The organism is Ectothiorhodospira sp. 9100 (genome assembly GCF_022227565.1).
Classification (GTDB): Bacteria; Pseudomonadota; Gammaproteobacteria; order Ectothiorhodospirales; family Ectothiorhodospiraceae; genus Ectothiorhodospira; species Ectothiorhodospira marina.
This window is the reverse complement of record NZ_JAJNAN010000001.1, coordinates 1-26748: the sequence shown is the minus strand read 5'-3', so window position 1 is coordinate 26748 and position 26748 is coordinate 1. Positions and strand designations below refer to the sequence as shown.

General features: G+C 60.6%; 21 protein-coding genes and 1 tRNA gene. 12 read left to right on the top strand and 10 right to left on the bottom strand.

The window, feature by feature from the left end:
• The first annotated feature begins 106 nt into the window (after positions 1–106).
• Both LPW29_RS00110 and LPW29_RS00105 read left to right on the top strand, forming a co-directional pair.
• The gene (locus LPW29_RS00110; protein WP_238626320.1) at positions 107–1600 is read left to right on the top strand and encodes a SulP family inorganic anion transporter; all 1494 of its coding nucleotides are present in this window, start codon (positions 107–109) and stop codon (positions 1598–1600) included.
• A 19-nt stretch (positions 1601–1619) separates the two neighbouring features.
• The gene (locus LPW29_RS00105) at positions 1620–2471 is read left to right on the top strand and encodes a universal stress protein (RefSeq protein ID WP_238626319.1); all 852 of its coding nucleotides are present in this window, start codon (positions 1620–1622) and stop codon (positions 2469–2471) included.
• A 16-nt stretch (positions 2472–2487) separates the two neighbouring features.
• On the opposite strand, the gene LPW29_RS00100 is transcribed toward LPW29_RS00105, so the two are convergent.
• From LPW29_RS00100 to LPW29_RS00080, 5 genes are all read right to left on the bottom strand, one after another.
• Positions 2488–3222, bottom strand: a complete 735-nt coding sequence (locus tag LPW29_RS00100) for an LrgB family protein (protein ID WP_238626318.1) — start codon at positions 3220–3222, stop codon at positions 2488–2490.
• Entirely contained in the window at positions 3215–3583 is a 369-nt protein-coding gene (locus LPW29_RS00095) for a CidA/LrgA family protein (protein WP_238626317.1), read from the bottom strand. The genes LPW29_RS00100 and LPW29_RS00095 overlap by 8 nt, the downstream gene beginning before the upstream one ends.
• Before the next feature lie 168 nt (positions 3584–3751).
• Complete coding sequence (locus LPW29_RS00090) at positions 3752–4183, bottom strand: DUF3617 domain-containing protein (RefSeq protein ID WP_238626316.1); 432 nt, start codon at positions 4181–4183, stop codon at positions 3752–3754.
• A gap of 70 nt (positions 4184–4253) precedes the next feature.
• Positions 4254–5552, bottom strand: coding sequence for an ATP-grasp domain-containing protein (locus tag LPW29_RS00085; protein ID WP_238626315.1), 1299 nt, complete (start codon positions 5550–5552; stop codon positions 4254–4256).
• Between the two features lie 28 nt (positions 5553–5580).
• Positions 5581–7596 (bottom strand): CocE/NonD family hydrolase, encoded by a 2016-nt coding sequence (locus tag LPW29_RS00080; RefSeq protein WP_238626314.1) that lies wholly within the window; start codon positions 7594–7596, stop codon positions 5581–5583.
• Between the two features lie 152 nt (positions 7597–7748).
• On the opposite strand from LPW29_RS00080, the gene LPW29_RS00075 reads away from it, so the two are divergent.
• From LPW29_RS00075 to LPW29_RS00065, 3 genes are all read left to right on the top strand, one after another.
• Entirely contained in the window at positions 7749–8216 is a 468-nt protein-coding gene (locus LPW29_RS00075; RefSeq protein ID WP_238626313.1) for a CCDC90 family protein, read from the top strand.
• Positions 8217–8360: 144 nt separating this feature from the next.
• The gene (locus tag LPW29_RS00070; protein WP_238626312.1) at positions 8361–8837 is read left to right on the top strand and encodes an SRPBCC family protein; all 477 of its coding nucleotides are present in this window, start codon (positions 8361–8363) and stop codon (positions 8835–8837) included.
• Positions 8838–8861: 24 nt separating this feature from the next.
• Complete coding sequence (locus LPW29_RS00065; protein WP_238626311.1) at positions 8862–9320, top strand: PAS domain-containing protein; 459 nt, start codon at positions 8862–8864, stop codon at positions 9318–9320.
• A gap of 183 nt (positions 9321–9503) precedes the next feature.
• Here LPW29_RS00065 and LPW29_RS00060 read toward each other — a convergent pair whose 3' ends face one another.
• The 4 genes from LPW29_RS00060 to LPW29_RS00045 all read right to left on the bottom strand — a co-directional run bounded on the left by LPW29_RS00060 (position 9504) and on the right by LPW29_RS00045 (position 16446).
• Positions 9504–12062 carry a hybrid sensor histidine kinase/response regulator gene (locus tag LPW29_RS00060; protein WP_238626310.1) on the bottom strand — a complete coding sequence of 853 codons (2559 nt, stop codon included), beginning with the start codon at positions 12060–12062 and terminating at the stop codon, positions 9504–9506.
• A 55-nt stretch (positions 12063–12117) separates the two neighbouring features.
• Positions 12118–13719, bottom strand: a complete 1602-nt coding sequence (locus LPW29_RS00055) for a GGDEF domain-containing protein (protein WP_238626309.1) — start codon at positions 13717–13719, stop codon at positions 12118–12120.
• A gap of 11 nt (positions 13720–13730) precedes the next feature.
• A complete protein-coding gene (locus LPW29_RS00050) occupies positions 13731–14885 on the bottom strand; it encodes a substrate-binding domain-containing protein (protein WP_238626308.1) in 1155 nt (384 codons plus the stop codon).
• A 109-nt stretch (positions 14886–14994) separates the two neighbouring features.
• Entirely contained in the window at positions 14995–16446 is a 1452-nt protein-coding gene (locus LPW29_RS00045; protein WP_238626307.1) for a TrkH family potassium uptake protein, read from the bottom strand.
• 240 nt (positions 16447–16686) lie between these two features.
• On the opposite strand from LPW29_RS00045, the gene LPW29_RS00040 reads away from it, so the two are divergent.
• From LPW29_RS00040 to LPW29_RS00010, 7 genes are all read left to right on the top strand, one after another.
• Positions 16687–17178 carry a hypothetical protein gene (locus tag LPW29_RS00040; protein ID WP_238626306.1) on the top strand — a complete coding sequence of 164 codons (492 nt, stop codon included), beginning with the start codon at positions 16687–16689 and terminating at the stop codon, positions 17176–17178.
• Positions 17179–17236: 58 nt separating this feature from the next.
• Positions 17237–18673 (top strand): sodium:solute symporter family protein, encoded by a 1437-nt coding sequence (locus LPW29_RS00035; protein WP_238626305.1) that lies wholly within the window; start codon positions 17237–17239, stop codon positions 18671–18673.
• A gap of 358 nt (positions 18674–19031) precedes the next feature.
• Positions 19032–22004 carry an EAL domain-containing protein gene (locus tag LPW29_RS00030; protein WP_238626304.1) on the top strand — a complete coding sequence of 991 codons (2973 nt, stop codon included), beginning with the start codon at positions 19032–19034 and terminating at the stop codon, positions 22002–22004.
• A 93-nt stretch (positions 22005–22097) separates the two neighbouring features.
• Positions 22098–22188: transfer RNA gene (locus LPW29_RS00025), tRNA-Ser, on the top strand.
• A 254-nt stretch (positions 22189–22442) separates the two neighbouring features.
• Positions 22443–22751, top strand: coding sequence for a DUF485 domain-containing protein (locus LPW29_RS00020; RefSeq protein WP_238626303.1), 309 nt, complete (start codon positions 22443–22445; stop codon positions 22749–22751).
• Between the two features lie 8 nt (positions 22752–22759).
• Positions 22760–24403, top strand: a complete 1644-nt coding sequence (locus LPW29_RS00015) for a cation acetate symporter (RefSeq protein ID WP_274520296.1) — start codon at positions 22760–22762, stop codon at positions 24401–24403.
• A 65-nt stretch (positions 24404–24468) separates the two neighbouring features.
• Positions 24469–26043, top strand: a complete 1575-nt coding sequence (locus tag LPW29_RS00010; RefSeq protein ID WP_238626302.1) for a DUF945 family protein — start codon at positions 24469–24471, stop codon at positions 26041–26043.
• Positions 26044–26149: 106 nt separating this feature from the next.
• Here LPW29_RS00010 and rraA read toward each other — a convergent pair whose 3' ends face one another.
• A complete protein-coding gene (gene rraA, locus LPW29_RS00005; RefSeq protein WP_238626301.1) occupies positions 26150–26641 on the bottom strand; it encodes a ribonuclease E activity regulator RraA in 492 nt (163 codons plus the stop codon).
• Positions 26642–26748 lie beyond the last annotated feature (107 nt).

Genomic DNA, 26748 nt, shown 5'->3' with positions numbered 1-26748 from the left:
CAGCGCACTCCACAGATCCGATGCACGCATACGGGGGTGGATGACGTGATTTGGCAAGATCTAGGGCCAGCCGGCAACGAATTCGCGCAATCAAAGGACATCATTCATGAACCTCACCCGCATCAAGCAGGAATGGTTTTCCAATATACGCAGTGACATGCTCGCCGGCCTGGTGGTCGCCCTGGCCCTGATCCCGGAAGCCATCGCCTTTTCCATCATTGCCGGCGTGGATCCCAAGGTAGGGCTCTATGCCTCGTTCTGCATCGCCGTGGTCATCGCCTTCACCGGTGGGCGGCCTGGCATGATCTCCGCGGCCACCGCGGCCATGGCTCTGCTCATGGTCACGCTTGTCAAGGAACATGGGCTGGAATATCTCCTGGCAGCCACCCTCCTCACCGGTGTGCTGCAGATCATTGCGGGCTATCTGCAGGTGGGGCGCTACATGCGCTTTATTTCCAATTCGGTCATGACCGGGTTCGTCAACGCTCTGGCCATCATGATTTTCCTGGCACAACTTCCCGAGCTCACTGACGTCACCTGGCATGTTTACGTCTTGACCGCGCTGGGGCTGGGCATCATCTATCTGTTTCCCTACCTGACCCGCTCCATCCCTTCACCATTGGTCACCATCGTGGTGCTTACCTTGCTGGCCTGGCTGTTGAACCTGGATATTCGCACGGTCAGCGACATGGGCGAACTGCCCAACACCCTGCCCGTTTTCCTATGGCCCGAGGTTCCTTTGAACCTGGAAACCCTCTGGATCATCCTGCCCTATGCCCTGGCACTCACCGTGGTGGGCCTGCTGGAATCCATGATGACCCAGAACATCGTCGACGATCTCACCGACACCCGTACCGATAAGAACCGTGAGTGCAAGGGCCAGGGGATCTCCAACATCGTCGCCGGCAGCTTTGGCGGCATGGCGGGCTGCGCCATGATTGGGCAGTCTGTGATCAACATCAAATCCGGCGGACGAGGTCGACTGTCCACTTTGATGGCTGGTGTCTATCTGCTCGTGATGGTGGTCTTCCTCAGTCCCATCCTGGCCGTCATCCCCATGGCCGCACTGGTGGCAGTGATGATCATGGTATCCATCGGCACCTTCAGCTGGACCTCCATCAAAAACATGAAGGATCACCCGATGAGCACCAATATCGTCATGATCACCACCGTGGCGGTCACCGTGTTCACCCATAATCTGGCCATCGGCGTGCTCTCCGGTGTGTTGCTGGCGGCCCTCTTCTTTGCCAACAAGGTCAGCCAGTTCATGTTCGTGGGGGCCGACACAGACACCAGCCCGGACGAACACACATTGCACCGGACCTATCGTGTGTATGGGCAGGTCTTCTTTGCCTCCACGGAAAAGTTCATGCAAGCCTTTAATTTCCGGGAGGATCTGGATAAGGTGACCATCGATCTGTCCCGTGCACACTTTTGGGACATCAGTTCCGTGGCCGCACTGGACCGGGTGGTCATCAACTTCCGTCGTGAAGGTGCGGAGGTGGAAATCATCGGCATGAATGAAGCCACGAGCACCATCGTCGACCGTCACGCCGTACATGACAAGCCCGATGCCGCTGACCGGCTCATGGGCCACTAACTGCTGGAGGACGCCCTTTATGAACAAGGTCATTGCCTGTATCGATGGCTCGCGCTCGTCTTTGTCCGTATGTGATTACGCCGCCTGGGCCAGTCGACGCATGGACTCACCGCTCACCCTCCTGCATGTGATCCACAACCCACATGCCGATGCCCAGCGGGACCTGAGTGGAAACCTCAGCCTGGGCGGCCGCGAGGCCCTGCTGGAACAGATGGTGGAAGCTGAGGAGCAGCGCGGCAAACTGCTGCGGGAACAAGGACGGGCCATCCTTTCGGATGCCCTGGAGCGGGTTCGGGCCAACGGTGTAGCCGACCCCGGGAGCCTGTTGCGTAACGATGGCGTCACCGCTGCCCTCGATGATATCCAGAATGAGGCCCGCCTCGTGGTGGTGGGCAAGCAGGGCAAGGATGGCGACATGCTCAAGCAACACGTGGGAAGCCATCTGGAAAGCCTCATCCGCACCCTCAACCGGGGCGTACTGGTCTGCCCGCTGGAATACCGGCAGCCGGAGCGTTTCCTGATTGCCTACGACGGCAGCGCCACGGCGCACACTGCGGTGGAAAAGGTCTCGGAGAGCCCACTGCTCCAGGGACTGGGGGCGCACATACTGATGGTGGGTGAAGACACCCAGGACAACCGCTCGCGCCTGGATAATGCCCGCGGCACGCTGGCCCAGAAAGGCTTCGATGTGCGCGCGGAAATCCGCAGCGGCGATGTCACCGATTCCGTGTGTGCCTACTGCCAGGAACACGACATCCACTTGCTGGCCATGGGGGCCTATGGCCACTCGCGGCTCCGGCGCTGGTTCGTGGGCAGCACCACCACCAACATGATCATGCGGGCTTCGATTCCGTTGATTATTTTGCGGTAAGGGGCTCTCTCGACGGCTAGCCGTCGATCCGGATCGGTAGCCAGTTGACTGAGGCGGGTAGCAGGAAGGCTGTCATGATACCCGCCAAGGTCAGGCCCAGGCCGGCGAATGCGCCGGCCGTGGCGCTGATGCCGAAGGCCTGGGCCGTGCCGAAGCCGTGGGCCGATAATCCCATGGCAAACCCCTTGACCCGATCATCGCGGATGCGCAGCAAGCGGATCATCCAGGGAGCCAGGATGCAGCCGATCGCGCCCGTGAGCAACACCAGGGCCGCCGTGAGCGAAGGCAGGCCACCCAATTTCTCGGACACCCCCATGGCAATGGGCGAGGTGACCGACTTGGGTGCCAGGGAGAGCAATGTGACCCGCTCCGCCCCCATGAAATAGGCTATGGCCACGGCACTCAAGGCCGCCGTCGCCGCCCCCGCCAATCCCGACACCAACAGCGGCCACAGCAGGGCGCGTATCTGCTGACGATTCTCGTAAAGGGGAACGGCCAGTGCCACCGTGGCTGGCCCGAGCAGGAAATGGATGAACTGGGCACCGTCGAAGTAGGTGTCGTAGTCGGTACCGGTGAGCAACAGGATGGTGATGAGGATGCCCATGGAGATCAGCACCGGATGCAGCACGGGGCTGCCCCCCAGGCGTCTGTTGATCCACAGGCTTCCCTGGAACACCACCAGCGTCATGGTCAGCCATAGCAAAGGGCTGGCGGCCAGGAAGGCCCAGATATCCGTGATCTCGTCACCCATCTTCGGCACGTCGACCGCGCAGCCAGATCAGTCGACTGAGCAACAGCATGGTCACGCCCAGCGCCAGGGTGGTGCTCACCACCAGGCCCAGCAGGATCGACAGCCAGTCCTGGGCCACCAGGCCAAAATGGACCATCAGACCTACGCCGGCCGGCACGAACAACAGGGCCAGGTGACCCAATAGCGTGTGACTGGTCTGTCTGAGATGCTCGGGTACGCCACCACGAATCAACAGCGCCCCGAACAGGATCAACATCCCCAGCACCGGCCCCGGGAAGGGCAGATCCAGCCAGAGCACAATCACCTCACCCGCCAGTTGGCAGGTGAGCAGGATGATGATGGCGGTAATCAGCCCGGACAAGGGGTTGCACCATTCATGACTGGAGGTACACGTACGGGCCGTTCGGGAACGGCCCCAGCGGCGTCTCGAACTTCACCGAAGTCGGGTAAAAGGTTGTCCCCTGCATCGCGCGGGCGCTTCTCGAAGCGCCCCTACGACAAACCCCATGCGCATGGGCCGCTCTTCCCCTCATTCGCAGTCGCCGATGCGCTCGCCCGTGATTTCCGTGCGCATGACCAGCGGGCCCATGGGGCTCTCAAGGTTAGCCGTCATCTGGCCTTCCAGGCGATCCCCCATGAACTGCAGTTCAGCACGCATGTCCACTTCCATGCCCTCCTCCGTGCAGACCATGTCATAGGTCATGGTGGTGGAGGTCATGTCCATATTGGTGACTTCACAGTTGTCCTCCACCTGGAGGAAATCCGGCCCCCGGGCCACGTCCTCGGCAGTGATGCATTCCGTGCTGGTATGGGTCTGTTCCGGGAAGGGTGTATCCCCTTCCACGCCGGTCACGTTGGTGAATTCCCACTGCCCGGGTTGCAGATCCAGTTCGTCCGCCTGGGCCGCCAACGGGACCAACAAGACCATGGCGGTGGTCAGCATCAAGGGGCGGATGCGCATGAGCTTTCTCCGAAACATGAATGTCGGGCCATGGTAGCAGCGGGGCCGGACACTGACCACCAAGCCCTGCTCAGGTGATCACCGGATCCGGATCCTTTTCAATATCGAACTGCAACACCGCCAGTGCCTCGTCATACTTGTCCAGCATATCGGTCTGATCGCGCCCACCGATGAAGACATTGGCAATCTCGAAGCTGTACATGTCCTGCCCCTGCAGATCCTTGAGATGCTGCCCGGGCTTGACCGGGATCTTCACGTAGGTACCCGGTTGGCGCTGCCGAAGCTTTTCGATGGCCTTGATACTGGGCACCCGCACCACCTTGCCGCTCTCCACGGTGCGGAACATGAAGTGTCCAGCCACGTTGAATTGCCCCTTGCGCTCCATGGGCTTGGGCTTGCGACCCAGGGCGAGATCCACCATCACCGACAGGTGCGAGACGCCATGCACCTTTTCGAAAATGTCGGTGTGAGCCTGAGACACCCGTGGATTGATTTCCAGGAACCATACCTGGTCGGAGGTCTGATCGTAGAAGAATTCCGCATTGAAGGCCGAATTATCCAGCCCGAACTGCTGCACCACCATGCGGGTCACATCCATCATGCGATGCTGAATCTCCAGCGGCAGTGACGAGGGGTACTCATACCTGGCAAAGGAGGAACTGTCCTGCTCATGTACCGAATCCACCACCCCGTAGATGTGCACACGTCCATTGTGGCTGTACCCCTCCAGGGTACATTGCCAACCGCCGATAGGGCTTTCGGCCACGAAGCTCTCGGGCATTTCGGCAATCTCGGGCGGGGCACCGAAATGTCGCATCAGGTAAAGGAAGGGTTCGCCCATGAACCCCACCTTCTCCCGGCACAGGGGCATCACCGCCTTGAACTGGCGCTCGTCGTTGATCTGGAAGGCGAGATAGGAGCGGAACGACTTGATGGGTTTGATCCAGAACGGCGGTAATAAACCAAGACCTGCATAGGCCTCTTCATCAAAGGGATCAAAGGCCCGGAACTGGGGGATATGCTCCGGGATCACCTTGCGCTGTTCCAGGCGACTCCAATACTTGTTTTCACATTTGAGCACCGACTCCAGAGTGGGCCCGGGCAGGCCAAAGTGCTCGGCGAGGATGGGGGTCATCACCGTACCGGGAAAATCGTAATAGCTGGTGACCGCATCCACCGTGCCACCGAAAGCCTCCATGGTACGAGTGGCCTTATCGATCAGAAACTTGATGTCGTACTGATCCACATTGCGGATATCACTGATATCCAGGGCCGCATGAAACTCGCATTCCTTCGCCTGCGGCAAGCGCTCGAGCTTGTCCCGATTGAAGTCGTCCAGACCAATGATGAAGACATTTTTCTTGGGCACTGTTTGAATTCTCCAAAAAGCGTTGTGTTTACACCAGATCCCGGGGAACGGTCTCGTCCCAAGTCTTGGAAAAGACGCGCACATCCCCCTCATAGGCATCGAGTGTGGCGCGAATGACAAAGCGGGTCCGGGTCGAGGTGAGCACCGTACGCGTGACCGTGCGCACCTCCCAATCGCCGCGGCCGAAGTGGCGTTCGTGGGTCACTTCGCCTCGCAGGGTGTCGTAACGCTCGTTACTGTAGCTATAACGCTCATGGACCTGGCGCCCGAAACTCAGGTCGATATCATCCAGGCGAAGCCGGGGATCATTATTGACCACATCCAGGGCCACCTGGTTGGTGGCCAGGTTATGGATCACGTTCCATTCCCGATGGGCCGGAGCCAGTAAGGTGTTGGGCGGCGTGGGCGCCTGACGGGGCTGGCCCAGGCTGGGCAGGGCCGCGTCATCGGTATCGGAGCGACGCTCCGGCAAACGTAGACGGCAACCCCCGGTATGCAAGGTCAGCCTCACTGGCTCGGGCGCTGGCCACGCCAGAGGCCAATAGGAACTGGAAACGGCAACCCGAATGCGATGTCCGGCCCGGAAACGCTGAGCCACCTCGTTGAGGCGCACCGTGACAGGGTAAGGCCGACCGGGCTCCAACTCAGTTGGGTTTTCGTGGTTCTCGCGGTGGGTGAGGTTCAGGATGCCGAAGGTCACCCGTGTGGCCCGATCATCCGGCGCCAACTCCGAGATGCGCACCGCGACCATGGCCACGGGCTTGTCGGCACTGATTTCCAGATCCATCTCGGCCGCCCCCAGCATCTGTACATCCTCCTCCAAAGGCTGTGTATCAAACACCAGGGCGCCACCATCTTCCAGTCGCTGATCCGAAGGCAGATCGGTGATCTCCGCATAGGAACACCATTTGCCGGCAAACAGACCCACGCTCAGGGGGCTCTGAATGGTCACCGTATCCGACTCGCCCATGTCATCCTCCGCTGGGACAAGACGCCCATTATGGAGATGGTATTCCCGTGAGCGAATGGCCGGACTGGGCCAGTGCGGCTCAGCCACCCAGCCCCCCGTTGTCTCGGGCAACAAGGGGTTGCGACGGTCATGCATCCAGACTCGCAGCATGGGGTCCTGCTCCACCTGCCGGTCGATGCCCTTGAGCCAGTGATCCCACCAGCGCACGCATTCCCCCAGGAAGTCGATGGTGGGTCCTGGCCCCCCCATGTGAGGGTATTTATGGCCCCAGGGGCCCACCAGGCCACGACGCGGCCCCTTCAGATGACGCATGAGACGGAACACGGTATTGGAATAACCATCGGCCCATCCGCTGACCGCCATCACGGGGACCTGGATGGCGTCGTAGTCCTCGCACACCGAGGCATGACGCCAGAAGTCGTCGCGGCGTTGGTGCTGCAGCCAGTTGTGAATCCACAGACCACTGCCCTCAAGCCGCTCCAGCCACATATCGCGCCAGCGCTCCCCCACCACCAAGGGGTCGGGCGGGCAGGAGTTAAAGCCAAACATGGTGGAGGCCCAGGAAAGGTTATCAGTGAGCAGGCAACCGCCCATGTAGTGCACATCGTCAGCATAGCGGTCGTCCGAGGAGCACACGGAGATCACCGCGCCCAGTTCCGGCGGCTGCAATGCGGCCAATTGCAGCCCATTGAAGCCGCCCCAGGACAATCCGAACAACCCCACCTTACCGGAGCACCAGGGTTGAGCAGCAATCCAGCTCAGGATCTCCAGGCCATCATCCAGTTCCTGCTGCAGATACTCGTCGCGAAGGATGCCTTCGGAATCGCCGCTGCCGCGGATGTCCACCCGCACGCCAGCGAAGCCCTGAGCGGCAAAAAAACCATGGATTTCCGCATCCCGCAGCGCCTTATGGTCCCGCTTTCGGTAGGGAATGTATTCCAGTACCGCCGGCACGGGATGCGCCTCAGCATCTTCCGGCAACCAGATCTGCGCTGCCAGTCGGCAGCCGTCCGCCATGGTAATCCAGGTGTTTTCGATCACTCTGACGGGCTGATCGGAATCCGCGGTGCTCATAGAGGTGTCCTTTTGACAGATGGCGTATCGCAGGTCGTGTAATGGGTATCTTACCGTTCCTTCGGGCCCATGGCACTGCAGGCCCTCAGGCGATATGATCAGAGGCATCGACCACAACAGGCAGTCTGATCAGGAGCCAGGGAGGCCCAGCCATGTCCATGCTCGCATTCGATTCACATTCTCACGTCAAGCGCCTGATGGCCGCCGGCTTCACCGAGGCCCAGGCCGAAGCGCAAACGCAGGCCTTACTGGATCTGCTGGAGAATCGGCTTGTCACCAAGGATGACATCCGCCACCTGGCAACCAAGGATGACCTGCACGACCTGGAGTCGTCCCTGCGTCAGGACATAGGAACCCTGGAATCTTCCCTGCGCCAGGACATGACCACCCTGGAATCGTCCCTGCGCCAGGGCATGGCAGCAATGGAATCCTCCCTGCGCCGGGATCTCGCCAGCCGCGAGGATCTGAAGAACATGGATAGCGCGCTGCGAAAGGACATGGAAGGTGTCAAGATCGCCCTGCAGAAGGATATCCAACTGCTTTCCAACCGGCTCACAATCAAGTTGGGCAGCATTATGGTCGCCGGCATCACGATCCTTGCAGCCATGCAATTCATCTGATCCCCAGGAGAGAACTCAGGCAAGACTCTGGTAAGTGTCAATGTCCATGGCGCCGATCGCTGACCTTACAACCTAAGGGGGACGTGTCTATACTCGAAAGAGTTCAATCCACGGAAAAACCGCACAGCAGGAAAGGCGCCGCTTATGGTCAAAGCCCAATCCAGGACACTCATCAAACGTCCGCTGGAGCAGGTATTCAGTTTCATTGTGGATGATTTCATTCGCAACTACCCGCGCTGGTCACCCGAGGTCAAATCCCTGTGTGCACTCACCAGCGGTCCGCTGCGACCGGGTTGGACGGGACGTCAGGTGCGCGTGGACCAGGGGCGGCGTACCGAAACGGAGTTTCGTGTGGTCACACTGGAGCCCGGGGCACGAATCTCCTTTCGCGGCACCACCGACCCGTACCGCATCGACTACGAGTTCAAACCCCGCGATGGGCATACCGAACTCACCTTTACGTTTGAATTGGCCAAGTTGGGTTTCGCGATGCGGCCTTTCGAAAAGCTCATCCGCATTGCTGTACAGGAAGGTACCGACAGAACCGCACGAAACATCAAGGGTCTGGCCGAGACCGAGCTGGAACCCCTCAGCCCGACCCCACCTCCAAGCTGGAATTGATTCTCATACCGGAGCCACCGCACCATGCAGTTCACCGCTGAAAAAGACCCGGGCCTGATCCCGTCCGTGCTGGCCCAGATCCTGGACACCTGCGTCAACGGCGTAACCCTGTCGGACCCGGATCAACCGGACAATCCCATCGTTTATGCAAACTCGGTCTTCGAGCAGCTCACCGGCTACAACCAGGAGGAGATCCTGGGACGCAACTGCCGTTTCCTGCAGGGCGAGGAACATGATCAGCCGGGGCTTGACGAGATCCGCAAGGCCTTGGCTGAGCACCGGCAGGTAGAGGTCACCCTGCGCAATTACCGCAAGGACGGCTCACTGTTTCACAACCGCCTGAACATCCGCCCGCTGTTTGATTCCGAAGGACGCCTGATCTATTACCTGGGGGTGCAGTACGACGTCACCGACCTGATGGAAGCCCAGGCGGAGGTGGCCCGACTGGAAGGTCTGCTGAAGAAAGAATCTGGCCAGGCCTGACCCCTGCGCCAGAGCCCATCGCCGCCGATCGCCATGACTTTGAACTGGGCGGTGTACGCCCGGACCTATCTATTCATGGAGGCCAACCTGACCCGTCTGCCCGTCCCGGACTCAGGCCACCCGGAGATCATCGCCCGGTTCACTCTGGAGTAGAGAGAGGTTTGGAGTCGGGCGTGGCGAAGGTTACTCAAGCCATGTGTCCATCTCCGCCAGAAACCCTTCCATATCCAGCGGCTTGGTAAGATGCCCCTGAAAGCCCGCTTCACTGAGCTTGGCTGAATCCCGTTCCGAGGCATAGGCCGTCAGCGCCAGCACCGGAATGCCGGATGTCTCAGGGTGCTGTTTCAGGCAGTTGAGCACTTCAAAACCATCCATATGAGGCATATTGATATCCATGAGGATCAAATCCGGTTTTTGTGCGCGGGCCAGTTCCAGCCCTGTTCCCGAGGTGTGGGCGCTGATGATCCGGATGCTCCGACGCCGCCGTTTGAGGATCTGCTCCACCAGGTGGAGGTTGGAGGGATTGTCATCCACGTAGAGCACGGTACGGCTCACCTGATCCGTTGCCCCACTCTTCGGATCAGGGGCGCTCAACAGGGGGTGGGCCGACGAGATTTCCAGGATGTCATCGTCGGCCACGGGCAGCTCGATCCAGAAAGTGCTGCCCTCATCCGGAGTACTGGTCACGCCGATCTGCCCCCCCATGGCCTGGACCATGCTGCGGGACAACGACAGTCCGATGCCGGTCCCCTCCATCCCGGTGGCATCCGCCCCCAGCCGGTTGAAGGGCTCGAATAACTGGGCCTGTCGGGCCTCGCTGATTCCAGGACCGGTATCTTCAACACTGATACGCAACGTGGCGTCGGCCTCGTTCAGTTGATAGCCCAGTTGCACACGACCGCCATCCCGATTGTATTTCACCGCATTGGATAACAGGTTGATGAGCACCTGCTTGAGTCGCACCCGATCCGCTCTCATCCGGCGACCCGCGGCCTCTCCCATGTCCACAACGATACCCCGCTGATCCGCCAGGGGCATCACCAGGTGCACACATTCGTCCACCACCTCTTCCAGCCCGAGGTTCTCGGGGGATAAATCCATGCGCCCCGATTCCACCTTGGCCAGATCCAGCACCTGATTGATGAGGGCCAACAGATGCCGTCCTCCCTTGAGGATCTCCTCCAGATTTTCCTTCTGCTCCTCGCTCAGGCTGGGATCGGCTTCCAATAGTTGCGAGAAGCCCAGGATGGCATTCATGGGGGTACGTAACTCGTGGCTCATGGCGGACAGGAATTCCGATTTGGCCCGATTGGCGTGCTCGGCTTCGTCCTTGGCCTGGCGCATGGCCGTCTCGGCACGCTTGATCCCCGAGACATCCACGTGGCTTACCACCACATGTCTGGGATGCTCTGTCTCATGCTGCAGCGACGAGACCCGCAGGATGTAGTAATCATCCCCCATCTGATAGTCCGCCTCGTAGGCATCCCGGCTGCCCGAGAGGACTCCACGGATACCCTCAACGATCGGCCGAACGCCCTCCTCCCCCTCGGCAATGGCCCGATCACAGATCGCCAGGTAGTTCACGCCTTCCGCCACATGGCCGTCATCCCCTCCGTTCCGCCGGGCGAAATCCCGCCAGGCGCGGTTGACCGTAATGATCTCGCCGCGATAATCCAGCACGCAAATACTGGACCGGAGAGAATCAATGATGGACTGGGTAAAAAGTAGATCCTGTTGTTCGCGGTCGCGCAGTGCCTGTTCGGCGCGCTTACGCCGGGTGATGTCCCGATTGACCGCCCGACGCCCCAGGTATTCGCCCCCCTCGCCCACCACCGGCAGGCATTCATGCTCGATCCAGCGTTCCTCACCATTGCGATGATGGATGCGAAACTCCATCTGATGGCGTGGCAGCGAGGCACCATCCGCGGCGATTTCATCCATGTGGGACTGCCAGCGAGCAGCATCCTCGGGGGGCATGATCCGCTTGAGCAGATCCCGGTCCTTGAGGAAATCCTGCCGGGTGTAGCCACTCACGGTCTCGCAGCCGGGGGAAACGTACTTGAGGGTTCCATCGGCGCCATACCAGTAATCCCAATCCGGCGAATAGTCGGCGGCGATACGGTAGCGCCGCTCACTGGCACCGAGGGCCTGCAGGGCGGCCTCCAGACGGGCCTCTGCATCCTTGTGAACGCTCAGATCCACCAACACACAGGCGAAATCAGACTCCCGACCTTCGCGCCCCGGGAGCCGATGCACATGCAGATCCCCCGGAAAGACGCGTCCCTCCTGATGCCTGAGTTCGATGTCCCGGAGCACGGCCTCACCCTCGCGTCCCGCCTCCTGGAGGGTGCGATTCACTTGATCGAGCCCCTGCACATGGAACAGACGCCGTAGCAATTGTCCGCGCATCTGCTGGGTGGATAGGCCGAACTGTTCCACGGCCCGTTGGTTGGCATCCAGGATAATGCCGGCGGGGTCCACCACCAGGGCCGCCAGGGGCAGGCCGTGAAACAGGGCGGAGTAGCAGCCCTGAAGCTTCCATGAAGTCAGCTGACTCTCGCGCAGTTCAGCGTTCTGGGTTTCCAACTCCACCTGATAGGTACGCAGGGTCTCTGTGAGCCGAGCCAGGTCCACCTCGCCTGAAACGAGCATGCGCTCCGCCAGGTCGAAGTCGCCTGTCTTCAGGGCCTGTGCCGCCCGTTCCCTGACGCGCTTGTTCTGCCTGTCATCGGGTTCGTTCATGTGTGGATTGCCTTTTGCTGCCTTGCAGCATTCTGACACCTGCAAGCCCTCGGAGCTAGCTGGACTCGAAGAAATGGTAACGATTCCTGCCCGATGCCTTCGCCTGGTACATGGCCTGATCCGCATGCCGTAAAAGCGTATCCGGGTCGGCCTCATCCTGGGGATAAAACGTCACACCCACGCTGGCGGAAATCTCCAGTTGCTCACCTTCGATCATGACCGGCTCCGCCACCGCCTCCAGTAACCGGGAGAGGGCCTGATCCGCTTCTACCATGGTATGCAGGTTGTTGAAAAGAATGACGAATTCATCTCCACCCAGACGTGCCAGGGTATCGTCGACTCGCAGCAGCTTGCGCAGGCGTGCCGTGATCGCCAACAGCAGTTGATCCCCCATGGCGTGACCATGACGATCGTTGATGGGCTTGAAGCCGTCCAGATCCAGGTAGCAGATCGCCAGGGGCCCCCCATCGCGCCGACTTCGCGCGATGGCCTGCTCCATCCGGTCGGCCAGTAGACGTCGGTTGGGCACCCCGGTCAGCGGATCATAATGGGCAATCCTGTCCAGTTCCATCTGATGCTTGCCGATGCGCTCGATAAGGTCATTGAAAGCGCCAACCACCTGACCGAGTTCATCGTAACGATGCAGGCGGGGAACAGCCAAAGGACTGAATGGACCCGCGGGAGATTGCCGGGTCTGGATAGAGAGATCCCGCATGGGAATGGCAATGGATCGGGTGAGAAACACCAGCAATCCGCCCATCACCAGCAGAATGAGCACAGCAAGCATGGACACGGTACGGATCAGGATGGACGCATCCTGGCCGGCACCCGTCGTACTCATGACAATGCCGATATCCTCCACTACTTGATCCGGCTTGAGATGCCGCCAGGCCACGCGGCATGTATCCAGCATCACAATCTGTTCGGGATCGCCGATGGGAACCTCTTCCAGACGGGCAATTTGCAAGGCCGCCTCCGATGGACCGGGAAACAATTGCCCATCCAGGACCAGCCCCACGCCGGTCAGATTGGCCCGTGCCCGCATCTCCGTGAATACGGAAATCCGGTCCGAGAGCGCCACTAACCCGAGCAACTGTCCCACTGCCCGGCCCGACTCCGGATCCCTAAAACTCCCCTGAGTGACCAGCGCCATGATCGACTCCCCCTCCCCCGTCTCGACCACAACGAGACCGCTGGGGCTGGCCATGGTGGTATCCGCTTGCTGTGCAAGCCATCGCAGCAATGGACCACGATTCCGCAAGGCAAAACCACTCGCGACCCAGGGGACCTTACCCTCTCGGGCGATCACCAGGGCATCAAAAAGGCTGCGCCCCTGGAGGCGATCGTGAACGGTGAGCAGATGCATGGCCGTTTCAGGATCATCAGCATGCACTGCCTGGCGCAAGGCTGGAAATCTCAAAAGCTCGCTGGTCGCCCGCTCAGCGGATTCGATCTCCTTATCCAGGATCAGGGAGGCAATGGCGGCACTGCCATCAAAACTCCGATGCACCTCATGAAGGTTGGCCTGATGAGCCCCCTGAATGGTCAGCATCACCGCCAGGCCGGCAATCAGGATCATGGCCAGCCCCACAGCCAGGACGATGGTCCGGGTCAGGGTGGGGCGACAGAGCTGGGTTCTGAGCGCAGCGAACATCATCTCCGTAAGCCCTAGTGACTCGTCCAATCGGGCACGCCAGAGTAACGGAAGGCCCGCTGCATCAACTGTTCCAGTGCCTCGGGCGGGGTATCACGCGTGACCAGTTGCATCCCTCCTGAGTAAATCTGTGGTACGTCGTGCCCCAGGCCACGCACCTGGAGTGACACGGCCTCGGCCATGGCCACACCCGCGTCATCGTTCAAACGCATGACCGTTGCCGACAGGGCGCCTTCCTGGATGGCACGCAACTCCGCGCTACCGCCGCCCCAGCCGGTCACTTCCACGTCGGTCCGCCCCTCGGCGGCAAGAGTGCGTATCGAGGTGAGGGCCGTATCCGTGGTGCAGGCATAAATAAAGCTCAAATCAGGGTAGCGTGCCAGGGCATCCAGCGTCGCCTTCTCCGCAATATCCACATCCTGATCGGTCAGGTAGGTGTCCCGTAGTCGTGGTGCAGGCACTTCCATGAGGGATCGGGTCAGAAGATCCCCTCGAGCACGGCTGACATAGCCATCCGTGCCATAGAGCACCACAATCTCATCCCCTTCCTCAGCCTGGGCACGAATATGTTCCAGCAAAAGGCGCGAGCCTTGAAGATGATCGAATCCCACATACAAAAGCGGCTGAAGACCATTCCAGGCACGCACGGGTGTGGTGATGTTCTGCAGAATGATGTGGGGTCCGTCGACACCGGGGGTTCGCGCCAGCAATCGGTCAATCAAGGCCGTGTGCGTGGGGGTATCCAGGGTATAGACCAGGAAGTCCGGGCTCTCGGCCAGTGCTGCACGCAACTGCTCCGCCTGCAGGGCAGCCTGATCCCGCGTGGAGCCGCTGAAAAACACCTGCAGATCCAGAGGCAGATCCAGTTCGCGGGCTCGCCTCTCGAAGGCTACCAGGTTACGCCTCCAATAATCGGAAATCTCCAGTCCCGGATAGATCACGGACACCCTCACCGGGGCGTCCGGCCTCTGTTCGGCGGGTATCGGGATGCCAGGCCCAGTCACCCGGCGATCAAAGGCCTCCATCAACGGACGCTGCTCGGCATGCCGTTCCAGAAAGACCTCCATCGGCCAGTATTCGCGCAGATCCTGCGCGCCCGCGGACACCCCGACGCCCAACACCATCAGCGCCAGGCCACATCGCTCCAGGAAGCCTCTGCCCTTCTGCATCGAACACCTATCCCCGCAGGGTGACACGCCCCTATAGTAAAGCAACCCTACGCATTTGACAGACCACCAGGTCGGTCAAAGGGATCGGCTCAAGGCGCCCGACCCCGGCTCAGTGGCGCCAGAAAGCCGGCGTCAGCAGGACCAGCAGGGTAAAGACTTCCAGGCGACCCAGCAGCATGGCAAACATCAGCACCCATTTAGCCAGATCACTGATGGCTGCAAAATTCTCCGCCACCGCACCCAGACCCGGGCCCAGATTGGTGATGGTGGCCGCCACTGCCGAAAAGGCCGTCACCTGATCCAGGCCAGTCGCCATCAAGGTGAGCATCATCAGGGCAAACAGGGCAATGTAGGTAGCGAAAAAGCCCCACACCGCATCGATCACCCGATCCGGCACCGGCTTACCCCCCACCTTGATGGGGACCAGGGCCTGGGGATGCACCAGACGAATCACCTCCCGGTAGCCCTGCTTGATCAGCAACATGAAGCGTATCACCTTGATGCCACCGCCAGTGGACATGGCGCAGCCACCAATGAACGCGGCCATGACGAGAAGCACCGGCAGGAAGATTGGCCAGTTGGCGAAGTCATCCGTGGTGAACCCAGCCGTCGTACCGATGGAAACGGCCTGAAAGACGCCATGATGCAGGGCATCTCCCCACTGGTCGAAATGCTGCTGGATGACCAGGGTAACCACCACGACAACCATCAATATGCCCATGATACCCAGAAACCAGCGAACTTCAGGCTCTTTGAGATAATGGGTCAACGATCGAGTACGCCAGGCCATGAAGTGCATGGCAAAGTTGATGCCGGCAATGAGCATGAAGACCACGCAAATCATGGAGATCACCGGGCTGTCAAAGTGCCCGATGCTGGCGTCATGGGTGGAAAAACCACCGATGGCCACGGTGGAAAAGCTATGGCCGATGGCGTCGAAAGCGTTCATCCCCGCCAACCAGTAGGCCGAAGCACAAGCCACCGTGAGCGTCAGATAGATGTACCAGAGGGCCTTGGCCGTTTCAGCGATGCGAGGGGTGAGCTTGGTGTCCTTGACCGGTCCCGGGGTCTCGGCTCGGTAGAGCTGCATGCCCCCCACCCCGATCATGGGCAGGATGGCAACCGCCAGGACGATGATGCCCATTCCCCCCAGCCACTGCAGTTGCTGTCGATAGAAACGGATGGATTCCGGCAGGTCATCGATACCCACCAAAACCGTGGCGCCGGTGGTCGTGAGCCCGGACATACTCTCAAAGGCTGCATCGGTGAATGACACGGATGGGGCCTGAGACAGTGTGAGCGGCAAGGCGCCGGAAAGGCCCAGCACCGTCCAGAACAGCACCACAATGAGAAAACCATCCCGGGTACGCAGATCCTGACGGGACCGACACACCGGCAGCCAGAGCAACAGCCCCAGGGCCAGCAACACACCGAAAGACACGATAAACGGCAAAAGACCGCCGTCGTCATAGATCAGCGAGACGATGGCGGGAGGCAGCATGGTACCGCTGAAAAGCATCAGTAACAGCCCGACGACGCGCAGCACGGAGGCCCAATGCATGAAAAAACCCGGGTGGTGAACGGGCGCATAATGTACGCCACCGCAGCCGCCCGGGCAAAGGCAGTGGCACCACCGACCGAGGCATTTCGTCCGCCCGACGCGCTTGACCCCGGCTCAACTCACGACTAGGGTAAAAAAGCAAGACATCGTCCCAACCGACTTCAGGCAGGCCTGTTCAGGGCATGCGTGCAACAGCCCTGCCATGGCGTGACGGTCACCCGGTGGCCCAAGGAGCGTGACTTGCCCCGATCCCCTCAACATTTCGGTCCTGCCACGCCCGTCCTCCTGGCGGCCCTCTGTGGTGTGCTGACCCTGCTTCTCCCTCCCCTCCTGGCCAGCGCCCCAAAACCTGACCTGGAGAGCACTTCGGATCTGGCGCGAGCGGGCTATTATCAGCTGCGCTGGTCTCTGGATGAGGGGGAGGTGGATCGTTTCCGCCTGGAGGAGGCCACGGCCGATGATTTCTCCGACGCCCGGATCTTCTATGAGGGAGCCGATGGGGCCACGGTGATCAGTGGCCGCAGCAACGGGACCTTCCATTACCGAGTGCGGGCCCGGATGGAGGATGGGAGTCAGACCGAATGGAGTGACGCGCAACGCGTGAAGGTCAAGCACCATTCCATCGCTCAGGCCTTTGGGATCTTCACCCTGGGAGGCCTGGTCTTTGTGGCCACCGCCGGCATCATCGCCTTCGGCACTCGGGCCAACCGGATCCTCCCCGAGGACTCGTGACCCCGACCCGATTACATTCAGGGGCCGCCCGCTGGCGGGCCCGGCATGAGGAGCGCCTATGAGCATCCAGGAAACCGCCATCCTGGAGCCAGGAATCGCCTGGCTGCTGATTGCCCTGTTCACCGCACTGTATGTGGGGCTGGGCTGGTTTTTTGGCCGTAAGGATAAGGAGCTGGATCAGTTCGTCCTGGCCGGTCGCAAGGTGGGACTGGCTGTGGGAACCGCCACCGCCATGGCCACCTGGGTGACCAGCAACACCACCATGATGGCGCCCCAGCTGGCCTATCAGATGGGTATCTGGGGCATGGTGGGCTATTCCCTGGGTGCGGTCGGGCTGATCCTGTTTGCGCCCCTGGCCAAGCGCATCCGCACCCTCATGCCCCATGGCTACACCAGCGGAGACTTCGTGCGCCTGCGTTATGGCAACCTGGCCTGGCGGGTCTTTCTGGGCATTTCCATATTCTATAGTTTCGGCTGGCTGGTCAGCCTGGGCATGGCAGGCGGCGTGCTGACCCATGCCCTCTCCGGGATTCCCTATTGGCAGGGAATGAGTGTCATCCTGGCCGCCTGTGTGTCCTATACCCTCATTGGCGGTTTCCGGGCGGTCATCGGCACCGACTTCATTCAGTCCATCCTGATCCTCATTGGCCTGGTCATCCTGGCGTGGATGGTCATTGGCCGCATCGGCTTCGATGAGATCCACTTCAGCCTTGAGCGGGAACGCCCCGAACTACTCAGCCTCATGATGCCGGCGGCCATCATGTTCCTGTTCAATAACCTGCTGTTCGGCATGGGGGAAATCTTCCATTCCAATGTCTGGTGGACGCGTGCCTATTCGTTCCGCGAGGGCGTGGGTTTATGGGCCTACCTGCTGGCCGGCCTGTTCTGGGCCCCCATTCCCATTGTTGCTGGCTTCATTGCCCTGGCCGGTCCAGCCCTGGGGACAAACATCCCGGCAGCCGATATGGTGGGACCCATCATTTCCTCCGAGCTGCTGGGCCTGGCAGGGGCCGTCATCGTGCTGATCATGGTGTTTGCCGCCCTGGCTTCCAGCCTGGACTCCCTGCTGGCAGCCACTGCCATGCTGGTGGTACGGGACATCTATTACCGTCACCTGCGTCCTCAGGCCACGGCCGATCATCTGCGCGATGCCACCAAGGTGACCATTCTGCTCCTGGGGGTCGTCACCTGGCTGCTGTGTCTGCCGCGCATCACCACCCTGGCAGAGCTGCTGCACTTTACCGGTGCGTTCGTGGCCAGCACCATCTGGCCCATTGCCGCCGGCCTGTACTGGCGCCGAACCAACCGCTGGGGTGCCACGCTGGCGATGGTGGCCGGTAGCGCGGCCGGCATCACCGCTTATTTCCAGATCGGATTCTACGTGGGGGCACTGGTGGGTGCGGCGGTTTCCATGGTGGTCGTGCTACTGACCACCTGGATCAGGCCCCAGGAATTCGATTGGGAACAGCTTAAAGAAGCCCCACCAACACATTGATCAACCGGGGTGAACCTCATGGCATCTGTCGAATTTCTTTCCATCATCGTCACTGTGGCGACCCTCATCACCACGCTGTGCATCTTTGTCCTGATCGGCCTGGTGATCAGGGACTGGCGCAATGGCACCCTCTGGTAGCAGGACCCTTTCGTTGTATCCCACTGCCCGTGCAGGATCATGGACTGGTCCGAGTGAAACCGTCTTTCATCCAATCCGCGTCATAAGGGCATATCCAGCACGATTCTTGCGTAAATATTCACTCAAAATGGATTTCCTCCAATCCGCGTGAGATGCGACCTCCCCGGGCCTCAAGGGCGGCGCGGGGAGGCCACCAGGCAACCCAGGGAGTAGCCCCCACATGACGCGCATTCCCTTGCGCTACCTAACAGTCCTGATCCTGCTGGTGTTCATCACCCTGAGCAGCCTGCTGGCTTATCGATTCGGCCTCAACGCCGCTGCCAATCATGTGGAAACCTCAGAGTCGCGCCACCTGGAGGCCCTGGCCCAGCGCTTGCGAGATCATGCTCAGGATATGGTGGAATGGGGTGAACGCGCTCGCCTGCAACAAACACTGCAATCCATGAGCGAGGGGCGCGACATCAATCTGGCCGTGATCCTGGACGCGCAAGGACACATCCTGGCCGGGCTGGATGCTCAATACGTGGGGGCCCCCTGGGGCGCCCTTACCCCGCATCGCCTGAATCCGGCCCACTATACCGACCTATCGGTTGCCACCTGGCTCGGGGACACGGACCGTGTCGGAAAAGTTTTCACTAGTGAATCCCGCAATACCCTCCTGGCCCTCTTCCCCATCACCCTGGCATCCGCCGCTTCCGGCGTCGACACGCAACCCCCCTCGGGAGGGGTGATACTGATTCAACTGGACCTGATGCCAGCAAAGGCAGCAGCCCGCGACAACGTGCGCGAACTCGTACTGCAGTTCATGGGCTTCCTGGTCCTGCTAGCGACCCTTGGGCTGTTCTTCTTTCACTGGACGGTGATCAAGCGTGTTGAGCGCCTGGCTCAGGCCACGCGCCAGTTTGCCGAAGGTGACCTGAATACCCGCAGCGGCGTGACCGGAGGTGACGAACTGGCGGATCTGGGGCGCACGTTCGATCAGATGGTCACCCGCATCGCCGAGAGCCAGCAGACCCTGCGGGAGCGTGACCAACGGCTGCTTCGGGCTCAGCGCACGGCCCGCATCGGCACCTGGGAGATGCATTTGCCCGAGCAGTCATTCTTTTGGAGCGACGAGATTTCCCGCCTGCTGGGCGTTGCTCCCACGGAAGGCCATTTCAACTATGAAAGCTTCATGGCACGCATCCATCCGGATGACCTGGAAGCCGCTCGCCAGTCCGACCGCAAGGCCATGGAGGAGGGCATTGCCGGGGAACTGGACTACCGCATCATGGCAGCTGACGGGAACCTGCGCCACGTTCATGAACAGACGCAGGTGATCCGCCGGCCCGATGGGCAGATCCGCGCCGTGATCGGTACCGTGCAAGACATCACCGAGCGCAAGCGGGCCGAGGAAGCCATGTTCAATGCCAAGGAGCGGGCCCAGGTCACGCTGGACTCCATCGGTGATGCCGTGATGACCACGGATGCCGACGGACGCGTGGACTACCTCAACCCGGCGGCCGAGGCGCTCACCGGCTGGCCATTGATGGAAGCCTGTGGCAAGCGCCCGGACGAGATGTTCCAGTTGATCAATGAAACCAGCGGTGCGACGGTTCGCACACCGCTGCACGCCTGCCTGAGGGAGGGTCGCAGCGTCGGGCTGGCCAATCACATGGTGATGATCACCCGGGATGGTCGCACCCGCGCCGTCGAGGACTCCGCGGCACCGATTCGGGACCGCCAGGGGACCACCATTGGAGCCGTACTGGTCTTCCATGATGTCACTCAACCCAGACAGCTGGCCCGCAAGCTCTCCTGGCAGGCCACCCATGACCCCCTCACCGGACTGTTCAACCGGTTTGAATTCGAACGCCGCCTGCAGGTGGCGCTCAAGCAGGCCCGTGAAATCAACGCCCACCACGCCCTGCTCTACATGGACCTGGACCAGTTCAAGGTCGTCAACGACACCTGCGGGCATGTGGCCGGAGACGAATTGCTCAAGCAGTTGGCCTTCACTCTGCTGGCCAAGATCCGTGACTCCGACATGCTGGCCCGCCTGGGCGGTGACGAATTCGGAGTGCTGCTGGAGAACTGCCCGCGCGACAAGGCCCTGGAGATTGCCGATCATCTGCGCCAGACAGTGCGTCAATTCCGGTTCGTATGGCAGGGGCGGGTCTTCGAGGTGGGCATCAGCATCGGCGCGGTCATGCTGGAGTCCACTGCCGAGGACATGAACGCGGTACTCAGCGCCGCCGACATGGCCTGCTTTGCGGCCAAGGAACGCGGTCGTGATCGCATCCACGTCTACCATCCCAATGATCAGGAACTCATCCAGCGACACGGGGAGATGGAGGCCGTCTCCCGGATCAACCAGGCCCTGGCCGACCAGCGATTCCGGCTTTATGTGCAGCCCATCATTCCCGTTGCCAGCCAAAAGCATCCTCCCCATCAGGAGATCCTGCTGCGCATGCTGGATGAGGATGGCCGGGTGATCATGCCGGGTGCCTTTATTCCCGCGGCCGAGCGCTTCGGGCTGATGCCGGCGGTGGATCGCTGGGTGGTGCATCATTTCTTCAGCCAGTTTGCTCACATCCTGAAGGAAGATCCCCGCAACGAGTCCACTTCCGAAGGCACGGTCTACGCCATCAACCTCTCCGGCGCCTCATTGAATGATGAACAACTTCCCGGCTTTGTCATCCAGCAACTGGAGCGCTACCAGATCCCGGCATCGCGCATTTGTTTCGAGATCACCGAAACCGCCGCCATTGCCAACCTGAACCGGGCCGGGCTGTTCATGAATCAGCTCCGCCAGCGGGGATGCCGTTTCGCACTGGATGACTTTGGTACCGGTCTGTCCTCTTTTACCTATCTCAAGCAACTGCCGGTGGATTACCTCAAGATTGACGGCAGTCTGGTCAAGGATATCGCCCGGGACCCCATCGATCGTTCCATGGTGGATGCCATTGCCCGCATCGGGCGGGTCATGGGGCTGCACACCATTGCCGAATTTGTGGAAGACGACGCCGTACTGGCGACCCTGGCCGAACTGGGGGTGGATTTTGCCCAAGGCTACGGCATCGCCCGACCCGCTCCCCTGTCCATGGCAACGCCCTTTAACGGCCCCCCTCACCAGCGATCCGCCCCGACGTCCTCGCATCGCCCCTCTCTGAATGAGATGGCACAATCCCGTTTGCCAAACACGGAGGTTTGATGTATCTTTGCGCACCTTGTCAGGCGCGGTCTGCCGCAGCCCTGAAACAGGCACCCTCAAGGCCCGGACATACCGGCCAGGGTGACGCACTTTGGAGAGGTGGCCGAGCGGTCGAAGGCGCACGCCTGGAAAGTGTGTATACGGTAACCCCGTATCGAGGGTTCGAATCCCTCCCTCTCCGCCAATATTGCATGAAAGAGCCACCGCTGTGCCGGTGGCTCTTTTGTTTGGGCAATACCCGTCAAAACCTTCCCACGCGAAGGCGCGTGCACCCATAAAAAAGCTTGATCCCGCGCAGTTAAAGCGATAATCCCCTGTTGCTGCCTTGCAACACATCCCCCGATGTAAGACTATCCGCCCGTTTGACCATCGTATTTATACCTGGATAAAAAACGATAAGGGTATATCCATTCTTCTCTGCATAAAGCGGGAGCATTTATGGAACAAAGCACCATCGACCGCATCAAGGCGGACCCAAACTTCCAAAGGCTGGTGAAAAAGCGCTCACGCCTGGCTTGGATCCTGAGCTTCGCCATGCTCATCGTGTACTACAGTTTTATCCTGCTGGTGGCCTTCCTGCCCGACGTTCTGGCCATGCAGCCCTTTGGTGACAGCATCATCACCTTGGGCGTACCCATGGGCGTGGGCATCATTCTGTTTGCCTTCCTGCTGACGGGCATTTACGTGTACAAGGCCAACACCGAATTTGACCGGCTTACCGCCGCCGTGAGGGAGCACGCCGAATGAAACCGCTCATGATCCTTATCTTCATAGCCCTGCTGCTCACTTCCGGAACAGCCATGGCCCAGACGGCGGAAGTCACCGAAGCGGTCGGGGGCAGCAGCTGGACTTCCAGCATCATGTTCATTGTCTTCGTGATCGGCACCATGGGTATCACCTACTGGGCCTCGCGCCGCACCAAGACAGCCTCGGATTTCTACACCGCGGGCGGTGGCATCACCGGCTTCCAGAATGGTCTGGCCATCTCCGGTGACTATATGTCGGCCGCCTCGTTCCTGGGCATCACCGCCCTGGTGTATACCTCCGGGTTCGATGGACTGATCTATTCCATCGGCTTCCTGGTGGGCTGGCCGGTGATCATGTTCATCATGTCCGAACGGCTGAGAAACCTGGGCAAGTTCACCTTCTCCGATGTGGTGTCTTTCCGCTTCCAGCAGGTGCCCATCCGGGTGTTTTCAGCCTTTGGGGGCATCACCATCGTCCTGCTTTATCTGATCGCCCAGATGGTGGGAGCCGGCGCACTGGTTCAGACCCTGTTTGGCATGAGCTTTGAGGCCGCTGTCATCATCGTCGGCATCCTGATCATCGGCTACGTGACCTTCGGCGGCATGCTGGCCACCACCTGGGTGCAGATCATCAAGGCCGTGCTGCTGCTCTCTGGCGCCACTTTTATCGCCGGCATGTCCCTTTACTTCTATGGCTTCAGCCTGGAAGGCCTGTTCCAGGCGGCTGCCGACCGTCATGCCTTGGGTGAGGATATCTTTGCGGTGGGCGGCCTGGTCAGCGATCCCATCTCGGCCATCTCACTCGGTATCGCCCTGATGTTCGGTACCGCGGGTCTGCCGCACATCCTGATGCGTTTCTTCACGGTGCCCAGCGCCAAGGAGGCGCGCAAGTCAGTCTTCTTCGCCACCGGCTTCATCGGTTATTTCTACGTGCTGACCTTCATCATTGGCATGGGCGCCATCGCCTTTGTCATGGGCAATCCGGCTTATTTCGATGAGACCGGTCGCATGTTCGGCGGTGATAACATGCCGGCAGTCCATCTGGCCCATGCCCTGGGCGGTGACCTGTTCCTGGGCTTCATCTCTGCGGTGGCTTTCGCCACCATCCTGGCGGTGGTGGCCGGTCTCACCCTGGCGGGTGCCTCGGCCATCTCCAACGACCTGTATGCCAACGTGATCAACAAGAACGCCACCAACCAGCAGGAGATGCGCGTCTCCCGGGTGGCCACGATCATCCTGGGCATCATCGCCGTGCTGCTGGGGATTGCCTTCCAGAATCAGAACATCGCCTTCCTGGTGGGGCTGGCCTTCACCATCGCCGCTTCCACCACCTTCCCGGTGCTGATCCTGTCCATGTACTGGCATGACATGACCACCCGCGGTGCGGTGATCGGTGGCTCCCTGGGTCTGATCTCTGCCGTGATCATGGTGGTGCTGAGCCCCAACGTGTGGGTGCAGGTACTGGGCAATGAAGAGGCGATCGTGCCTTACAGCAACCCTGCCCTGTTCACGGTGACCATTGCCTTCCTGGGCATCTGGATCTTCTCCAAGCTGGACCGCTCCAAGCGGGCCGCCGAGGACCGTCGCCGGTTCGAGGCCCAGTACATCCGCTCCCAGACGGGTATCGGCATCAACAAGGCCGCAGAGCATTGATGCTCCTGGCGTGACCCCAGGGGTCACGCCAACCGGCGGGCGGGGCATGGCATACTGAGAGGGCCATGCCCCTGCCCACCACCTATCAGCTGTTCATCCATCTGCATCGTCCCTGCCGCATCCAGGGGGCGCCCCCTCCGCCAGGCCTGGACCAAAGCCATCAGGAGCGTTTGATGTCAGCGACTTCCTCCAGCACCCCCTCGCCCAGGCACCGCCGCAAGGCCCTGCTCATCCTCGCCCTGCTGCTTGCGTTGGCGGTGATCGTTGTAGGCGCCAACCATCAGGTGCACCGGGCGGCTGAAGATCAGGTGGAGAGCACACTCCAGAGATGGCGGGACCAGCCCCCGGACGTCCCCGGCGTGCATCTGCGCTGGGCTGACTATGATCGCGACAGCGGCGATCTGCAGTACCGCATTCGTTATATCCCTGAGGAAAACAGCGTCCCCTGGCAGATGCTGGCAGATCTGCAGGGAACCGATAGCCCCACACTGGAGACCTCTGGCACTGCCCAGATCACTACACGCGGCCTGATGGGCCTGCTGGGCACCATCGCCCGTGTGGAGGGTGGTCTCATGGTCTCCGACACCTGGCGGTCCCTCCTGCCGGATTTTGAAGGCGATGAGTGGCTTCGCTATCACATGAACCTGGACAGCCGTGGGCGACATCACCTGGCCCTGGCTGGCCGGGGCTACGAAGGTCGCATTCTGGATGACCGGGGCGAAGGCACCGGCGAGACCGCCTGGCAACCCTGGTCTCTTGAGGCCCGCCTGGCCAGCGAAGACCGCCTTGCAGATCTTGATGCCTCGCTGCCACGGCTGTGGCTTCGGGAGGAAAACAGCGCACTGGATGCCCTGGTGGAAGATCTGAATCTGCATCTGGAAGACATCACCCTGGACCAGGGCCTGACAATGATCGGCGCATCCGCGCTTTCCATGCAACAGCTCTCCGTAGAGGATCCAGGTGGCACGCTGGTGCTGAGAGACATGGCGCTGAACTGGAACAACCACCGCGAAGACGATCGGCTCCGCGACTGGATGGATCTCTCCCTGGGGTACATGAGCCTGAATGGCGACCGGATCCTGGATCAGGCGCGCCTGCAAATCAACTCGGATCTGAGCTTTGAAGCCTTGCAGGATCTCATGGCCGTGAGTGACACCCTGAACCTGGAGGATGATCTCAGCCTGAGCGAAGCGAAACGACTGGAGCAGGCCATGACCTCCCTGCTTCGCCGTGGCGGCGAGATCAAGCTGGAGCGCTTATCACTCACGCAGGAGGCCCACGGCACCATCGAAGGTCATGCCACCCTGGGTCTTGACGAGAATGCGGAATTCAATCCAGGAGGCGGCCTCCACCAGTGGGATACGCTCTATGGCGATGTCCGGTTCACCCTTGATGAACCCCTGATTCAGGCGCTCATGGCACGCTCCATCCGCGCCCAGTGGCCCCATATCAATGAGGCACAGCTGGACAAGAGGGTAAAGGCACAATGGCGGGAATGGTCGGCCATCCTGGGCATGATGCCCTTCGTGACCGAATGGGAAGATCAGCGGATCACCCTGGCACTGGAACTGGAGGCCGGCGTGCTCAAGGCAGAGGGCCGCCAGGTCATGAACCTGAGGGACCTGATGGGGATGTTCTAGCCAGCGACCTAACTGAGAACCACCGTCTTGTTGCCATGAATCAGCACCCGATCCTCCAGGTGGTGGCGAAAACGACGGGGCATGCAAGACCAGGCAAGGCCTCAACTCAGCCAGGGCGCACCACAATACCATCTTCATCCGCGAACAGCAGATCCCCCGGTCGGAATTCCACGCCCGCAAAGCGCACGGGGATATTCTCCTGACCCACACCCATCTTCCTGCTCTTGAGTGGATGGGTGGCCATGGCCTTCACCCCCAGGGACAACTCGCCACAGGCCCGGGAATCCCGGATACAGCCGTACATCACCACCCCGGCCCAGCCGTTCTTCACCGCCAGGATGGCCAGCTGATCGCCCAGCATGGCACAGCGCATGGAGCCACCGGCATCCACCACCAGCACCTTGCCCCGACCATCGGTGCCCAGCATCTCCCGCACCTTGGAGTTGTCCTCAAAGCACTTCAAGGTCACGATCTCGCCGGAGAAGGCCTTCTCCCCGCCAAAATCCCGAAAGATCGGCTCACACACCTGGATATCACCATCCTCGTGCTCATCACACAGATCCGCCGTACCCTGGAAATTCAATCGCTCGGATGTCATCTACACACTCCTGATTCTTTAACGTCAAAGCACCCAGGTTCAGCTAAGGAAGCTCCCTTCTCCCCCATGGGGGAGAAGGGCTGGGGATGAGGGGGGTGGGGGGGGGG